We start from the raw sequence: 6,740 nt of genomic DNA, 5'->3' as shown, positions 1-6,740 counted from the left end.
GCGGCAGTTCGCCGCCGTCCTCGTCGCACACGTGCACCGTGCCGAGGAGCGGACGGCCGACCGTCCCCTTGTGCGCGAGCCAGTCGGACGGGCTCGCGTAGACGAAGCAGTTGCCCTCCGTCCCCGCGTAGTACTCGTGGATGATCGGGCCCCACCAGTCGAGCATGCGCTCCTTGACCGGCACGGGGCAGGGCGCGGCGGCGTGGACGGCGTGCCGGAGCGACGAGAGGTCGTAGCGGGCGCGGACCTCGTCGGGCAGCTTCAGCATCCGGATGAACATGGTCGGCACCCACTGGCTGTGCGTGACGCCGTACCGCTCGATCGCGGCGAGGGCGGCCTCGGGCTCGAACCTCTCCATCACCACGACGGTCGATCCGCAGCGGTGGAAGTTGAGGCTGTAGCGCAGCGGCGCCGCGTGGTACAGCGGCGCGGGCGACAGGTAGACCGAGTCGGAGTCCGGCTGGAACAGCAGCGTGATGAGCCGGTAGAGCTTGGAGGGCGTGCCCGCCGGCGCGAGCGTGAGCGGCGGCTTGACGCCCTTGGGACGCCCCGTCGTGCCGGACGAGTAGAGCATGTCCGCGCCTTCGACCTCTTCGGGGAGCGGCGTCGGCGGATGCTCGGCGACGCGTTGCTCGTAGGAGTCGAAGCCGGGCGCGGTGCCGTCCAGCATCAGCTTGAGCGCGACGTCCGGGATCAGCTCGGGAGGGACGGCCGCGGCGCGGTCGGCGAGCGCGGCACTGGTGATGAACACCCTCGCCCCGCAGTCCCCGACGATGTAGGCCAGTTCGTCGGGCTGGAGCCGTGAGCTGACGGGCGTGTAGTAGAGGCCGGAGCGCTGCGCCGCCCACGCGACCGCGAGGAACAGCGGGTGGTTCTCCAGCATGAAGGCGATGTGGTCGCCGGGGCGCAGCCCGGCGGCGGCGAGCAGCCGGGCCAGGCGGTTGGACTCCTCGTCCAGCTCCCGGAAGGTGAGGGTCCGGCCGGAACCCGCCATGACCACGGCGGGCTTGTCGGGCGTCTGCGCGGCGATCTGCCCCAGGTGCATGCCATCGGACGGTACTCGGGGCGGCGGGCGGAGGGGAGGGCCCGGACCACCGGGATGGGCCGGGTTCCGGACTCGACGACGGAACGCGGCCCGGCGGTCAGACGAGCATGTGGTCGAAGTCCCCGTCCTTGGCCCCGCCCACGAAGGCCTCGACCTCCGCGCGCGTGTACACGAGGATCGGCCCCTCCGGGTAGCGGGAGTTGCGCACCGCGATGTCCCCCGTCGGCAGCTCCGCCAGTTCCACGCAGTTGCCGTTCGGATTGCTGCGCCGGCTCTTGTGCCAGTCGAGCCGTTCGCGCATGACGGTCGGCACTGAGTCGCCGTCCATCGTGAGCCCCCTTGCTGGAGTCGTGGCCCGTCCTCGCGGACGGGCCTGTCTGTCCTCGCCCCCGGTGCCGGACCGGCCCCGAGAGCGACTATACGAAATGCACGTGCATTTGAGTGTGCGTATGGCCATGCATTCGTGCTTGCATACGGTCTTGCATATGCACGACGTGAGGAGCAAGATAGCGAACGCTCGCACCCGTCCCGTCCGAACGCCCCGGGGGTTGCCAATGTTCGTTGACCAGGCCGACGACCTCGCGGCTTCCGTCGAGCGGGGCCGGCGCCCCCTGGAGCTGCCGTACGCCTCCCCCACCCTCGGCGCGCCGGACGGCGCCGCCGACGGGGACAGGGTCCCCTCGCCGTCCCGGCACAGCGATCAGACCGTGCCGTCCGGGTACGCGGGGCTCTGGCCGACTCCGCACGAGGGCAGCCCGCGCACCGCCCGCAAGGTCCTGAGGGCCGACCCCACCGCGCCCCGTACGGCCCGTGCGTTCGCGCGCGAGACGCTGGCCGGGTGGGGACTGCCCGGGGACGGCTCCGACGTCCTGGTGGCCGTCTCCGAGCTCGTCACCAACGCGCTCCGGCACGGAGTTGAGACGTCCGTAAACCAGATTCAGTCGCGTCCGATACAGCTGGTGCTGCTCGGTCACCCGCGGCGCCTGGTCGTCACCGTGACCGACCCGGGCGGGAACGCCCCGGAACTGGTCCCGGCCGACGAGGCCTTCGGCGAGGACGGCCGCGGCCTCCTCGTCATCGCGGGCCTCAGCGACGCGTGGGGGTGGGCGCCGCTCACCACCGGCGGCAAGGCCGTCTGGGCCGCGTTCAGCCTGGCGTCCTGAACCGCCCGTCCACCCCGCCCTGGCGCGGCGGACGGCGACAACAGAAGAGGGCGTGTCGACCGGCGTTCGGACGACACGCCCTTTGACGTGTCACGGACGTCAGGCGCCCCGCGGCGCCGGGACCGTCAGACGGCCTCGCGGGCGATGGCCGTGGTGGGGGTGGGCTCCTCCAGCGCGGCGAGGAAGTCGCGGGCCCAGCGGTCCACGTCGTGCTCCAGGACGCGTCGCCGCATCGCCCGCATGCGGCGCCCGTGCTCGCCCGGATCGTCGCGCAGGGCGTCGATCAGCGCCTTCTTCAACCCGTCGATGTCGTACGGGTTGACCTGGTAGGCCCGTTTCAGCTCGGCGGCCGCGCCCGCGAACTCGCTGAGGACCAGCGCGCCGCCCAGGTCCTCCCGGCAGGCGACGTACTCCTTCGCGACCAGGTTCATGCCGTCCCGCAGCGGGGTGACGACCATGACGTCCGCCGCGAGGAACAGGGCGGCGAGCTCGGCCCGGTCGTAGGAGGTGTGCAGGTAGTGGACGACCGGCATGCCCAGCTCGCCGTGCTCGCCGTTGATGTGCCCGACCTGCTGCTCGATCTGGTCGCGGAGCAGCTGGTACTGCTCGACCCGCTCGCGGCTGGGCGTGGCGATCTGGATGAACGCCGCCTCCCCCGGCCGCAGCTCCCCGTCGCGGAACAGCTCGCCGAACGCCTCCAGGCGCTGGGTGATGCCCTTGGTGTAGTCGAGCCGGTCGACGCCGAGCAGCAGCTTGGCGTCGCCGAAGTCCTCGCGGATCTCGGCGGCGCGGCGGCGGACGTCCGGGTCGGCGATGAGCCCGCGCAGCTCCTCGGCGTCCACCGAGATGGGGAAGGCGCGGGCGCGGACGGTGCGGCCGTCCCAGAAGACGTCCTGCTTGAAGGTGCGGGCGTCGAGCAGGCGGCGGCACAGCCGGACGAAGTTCTGCGCCGCGCCGGGGAGCTGGAAGCCGACCAGGTCCGCGCCGAGCAGGCCTTCGAGGATCTGCCTGCGCCACGGCATCTGCCAGAACAGCTCCAGCGGCGGGAACGGGATGTGCAGGAAGAACCCGATGCGCAGGTCCGGCCGCAGGCGGCGGAGCAGGGCGGGGACCAGCTGGAGCTGGTAGTCCTGGATCCAGACGACCGCGTCCTTGCCCGCGACCGCGGCGGTCACCTCGGCGAAGCGCTCGTTGACGCGCACGTAGGCGTCCCACATCGCCCGGTCGTAGACCGGCGGTGCGACGACATCGTGGTAGAGCGGCCACAAGGTGGCGTTGGAGAAACCCTCGTAGTAGAGCTCGACGTCCTCCGCCGACTGGAAGACGGGGACGAGCGACATGCCGTCCTCCTCGAACGGCTCGAGCCGCTCGTCGGGCGCTCCGGCCCAGCCGATCCACGTCCCGTGCCGGCGACGCATCAACGGCGCGATGGCGCTGACCAGTCCGCCGGGGCTGCGCCGCCAGGACGGTTCCCCGTCCTCGCCGACGACCCGGTCCACAGGGAGGCGATTGGCCACCACAACGAACTCGCTAGCGCGTGACACCCCACGACCTGCCTTTCCAGTGATGGTGTGATCACCCCTGCTCTACCCGCGCAGGAGCGGGTCACGCGGGCACATGATCACAAGAAGGCATCATACGGGTCGCTACCTGGCCATTCTTCGCACGACACGACACCGGGCCCGGGACGTGACACCGGACCCGGGAGCGGGCCGCGCGGCGGTCGCCGCGGAGGCGGCCGGAAGACGACGTGGGAAGGGCCCGGATCCGACCCCGCCGTCCGGATCCGGGCCCTTCACTGATCACCGTCGTCCTCGGATGCCCGCACTCACCCGGGGACGGCGTTCCGGTCGTGCTCGCGCCCTCGAAAGGGTCAGACCTCGACGGGCCTGCGGTCGTGGCTGACGGCGTCCCTCCTCAGGGCTCCGCCGAGCAGCGCGTCCAGGGACAGCCGCCCCGGACCGGCGAGGGCCACGAGCAGGGACAGGACGCCGAGCACCAGCACGTACTCGTAACCGCCCTTCTGGGAGAAGAAGCCGTGGTCGGCGTGGGCGAACCAGAGCGCGCCCGCCATGTCGGCGAACAGCAGCAGGCCGACGAGCGGGACCAGGACGCCGACGACGAGCGCCACGCCTCCGGCCAGCTCGACCCACGTGGCGTAGAACGCCGCCACGCTCGGCAGCGGGATGCCCATGGCGTCGAACCCCTTGGTGACGGCGGCGTGCCCGTCGTCGTGGAACTTCTGCCAGCCGTGCGCGATGAACACCACGCCGAGCACGAGGCGGCCGAGCAGCAGCCCGACGTCGGACAGCGCGGGGAATCTGCGGGACAGGTACACGGGAGCTCCTTCGCGGGGACGCCCGGACGCGGCGTCCGGGCAGGGTCGTGAGCGGAGAACTGCGGAGAACTCGGCGGGGGAACGCGATCGTTCAAACCTGTACTAACACTCCCGGCGGAATGATTCAAATATGAACTGAATAGAATCGGGTTCATGTTCCGCCCCGACCGCTCCGACCGGCCCCGAGCGACCGACGACCCCGCCCCCGAGACCGACCCCGCGCCCGAGACCGACCCCGCCCCCGAGACCGATGCCGACGGCACCCCGCTCGCCCCGGCGGAACTGCGCGCCTGGAAGGGCTTCCTCGCCGCCTCGCACCTGCTGGAGCAGGAGATCGAGCGGCAGCTCAAGGCGGACGGCGAGCTGTCCCACGCCGACTTCGAGATCCTGGTGACGCTGCGCGAGGCGGACGAGCGGCGGCTGCGCATGACCGAGCTCGCCCGCCGCGCGATGGTCTCCAAGAGCCGGCTGACCTACCAGGTCACCCAGCTGGAGCAGCGCGGGCTGGTGCGCCGGACGCCCTGCCCCACCGACCGCCGCGCGGTCTGGGCGCAGCTCACGGCCGAGGGCGAGGAGCGGCTCGCCCGGGTGCGTCCGGGGCACCGGGGCGTCGTCCGGCGCCACATGATCGGCTTTCTTTCCGCCGAGGAGCTGGACGTCCTCGGGACGGCCCTCACCCGCGTCGCCGACAACCTCCGCGGCGACGATCGCTGACCACCGATCGCCTGCCGCGGGAACGTTCCCTACTGGGCCAGCGGGAGGACCTCCGCGCCCGGCAGCGCGGCCAGGGACTTGCCGGGGACCAGGAGCTTGGAGCCGCGTACTCCCCCGCCGATCACGACCTCGGCGGCCTCGGCGACGGCGGCGTCCACCAGGACCGGCCAGTCCGCGGGCAGGCCGACGGGGGTGATGCCGCCGTACTCCATGCCGGTCAGGGCCGTCGCCTCGGCCATCGGCGCGAAGGACGTCTTGCGCGCGCCGAGGTGCTTGCGGACCACGCCGTTCACGTCCACCCGGTCGGTGGCGAGGATCATGCACGCCGCGTAGCTCACCTCGCCGCCGCGCTTGGCCGCGACGACGACGCAGTTGGCGCTGGCCTCCAGCGTGACGCCCTCGTACCGCTCGCAGAACGCGGCCGTGTCGGCCAGCTCCGGGTCGATCTCGGCGACCTTCGCGCCCTGGACGTCCCCGATGGCCGCCGCGACGGGCTCGGCGAGCAGGTCCGGGCGCTCCGTCGCGGGGATCCAGTCGAGCTTCTCCGTCATGCCGTTCTCCTCCGTCGATCGCGGTCGTTTCCGTGGTGGACAGCCTGCCAGGAACACGGCCTCTCCGGGCGGTTCCGCGCCCGCCCGCCGGGGCTCGCGCGGCGTCTCGGGCAGGGCTCGCGCGGCGTCTCGGGCGGGGCGTCTCAGGCCCCCAGGTACCGCAGGACGGCGAGGACGCGTCGGCTGTACCCGCTCGACTCCCCCAGGCCCAGCTTTCCGAAGATCGCGTTGGCGTGCTTCTCCACGGCGCTCTGCGAGACGTACAGGCGTTCGGCGATCGCGGCGTTCGTCAGGCCCTCGGCCATCGCGGACAGGACGTCCCGTTCGCGCGGGGTGAGGTCGGCGAGGGGGTCGGCGCGTTCGCGGTCGGCGCCCGCCAGCAGCCGCCGCACGACCTCGGGGTCGAAGGCGGCTCCTCCCGCGTGCACGCGCTCCAGGGCGTCCAGGAACTCGTCCACCTGGGCGACGCGGTCCTTCAGCAGGTAGCCGACGCCGTTCGCGCTGGAGGTGAGCAGTTCGGTGGCGAAACGGCGTTCCACGTACTGCGACAGGACCAGCACGCCTGTCTCGGGCCGGGTCCGGCGGATTTCCAGAGCGGCGCGCAGGCCCTCGTCGGTGTGGGTGGGCGGCATGCGGACGTCCACCACGACCACGTCCGGCGGGTCGGCGGCGACGGCCGCGAGCAGCGCCTCGGCGTCGCCGACCGCCGCGACGACCTCGTGCCCCTCCTCGGCGAGCAGCCGCACCAGGCCCTCTCGGAGCAGCGCGGAGTCCTCGGCCAGCATCAACCGCATGATCGGTCTCCTCCGGAATGGGTCGTGGCGGGGTGTGGCGCGCGGGGGTGCCCGGTCAGGCGCACGGCAGTTCCGCGGTGATCTCGGTGGGGCCGCCCGGCGGGCTGACGACGGTGAGCGTCCCGTCGAGCGCCG

General features: G+C 72.3%; 8 protein-coding genes. 2 read left to right on the top strand and 6 right to left on the bottom strand.

Going from position 1 to position 6,740, the window contains the following annotated elements; translation table 11 throughout:
* The coding region (locus tag AB0J52_RS21955) for an AMP-binding protein (protein ID WP_500183668.1) at positions 1-1,045 on the bottom strand (1,045 nt) is incomplete at its 3' end.
* A 97-nt stretch (positions 1,046-1,142) separates the two neighbouring features.
* Positions 1,143-1,373, bottom strand: a complete 231-nt coding sequence (locus AB0J52_RS21950) for a DUF397 domain-containing protein (RefSeq protein WP_500183666.1) — start codon at positions 1,371-1,373, stop codon at positions 1,143-1,145.
* 226 nt (positions 1,374-1,599) lie between these two features.
* On the opposite strand from AB0J52_RS21950, the gene AB0J52_RS21945 reads away from it, so the two are divergent.
* Positions 1,600-2,208 (top strand): ATP-binding protein, encoded by a 609-nt coding sequence (locus AB0J52_RS21945; protein ID WP_500183664.1) that lies wholly within the window; start codon positions 1,600-1,602, stop codon positions 2,206-2,208.
* Between the two features lie 125 nt (positions 2,209-2,333).
* Here AB0J52_RS21945 and AB0J52_RS21940 read toward each other — a convergent pair whose 3' ends face one another.
* Complete coding sequence (locus tag AB0J52_RS21940; protein WP_500183661.1) at positions 2,334-3,728, bottom strand: alpha,alpha-trehalose-phosphate synthase (UDP-forming); 1,395 nt, start codon at positions 3,726-3,728, stop codon at positions 2,334-2,336.
* Positions 3,729-4,081: 353 nt separating this feature from the next.
* Entirely contained in the window at positions 4,082-4,546 is a 465-nt protein-coding gene (locus AB0J52_RS21935) for a DoxX family protein (protein WP_500183659.1), read from the bottom strand.
* Between the two features lie 153 nt (positions 4,547-4,699).
* On the opposite strand from AB0J52_RS21935, the gene AB0J52_RS21930 reads away from it, so the two are divergent.
* Positions 4,700-5,260, top strand: coding sequence for a MarR family winged helix-turn-helix transcriptional regulator (locus tag AB0J52_RS21930; RefSeq protein WP_500183657.1), 561 nt, complete (start codon positions 4,700-4,702; stop codon positions 5,258-5,260).
* 29 nt (positions 5,261-5,289) lie between these two features.
* On the opposite strand, the gene AB0J52_RS21925 is transcribed toward AB0J52_RS21930, so the two are convergent.
* Complete coding sequence (locus AB0J52_RS21925) at positions 5,290-5,811, bottom strand: YbaK/EbsC family protein (RefSeq protein WP_500183655.1); 522 nt, start codon at positions 5,809-5,811, stop codon at positions 5,290-5,292.
* 143 nt (positions 5,812-5,954) lie between these two features.
* Positions 5,955-6,605: a response regulator gene (locus AB0J52_RS21920; RefSeq protein ID WP_500183653.1), complete on the bottom strand. Its 651-nt coding sequence runs from the start codon at positions 6,603-6,605 to the stop codon at positions 5,955-5,957.
* Positions 6,606-6,740: the final 135 nt, after the last annotated feature.

This window comes from Spirillospora sp. NPDC049652 (assembly GCF_040675125.1).
GTDB lineage: Bacteria > Actinomycetota > Actinomycetes > Streptosporangiales > Streptosporangiaceae > Spirillospora.
Note: the sequence above shows the minus strand (reverse complement) of the source record. Positions and strands in the feature narration are given on the sequence as shown.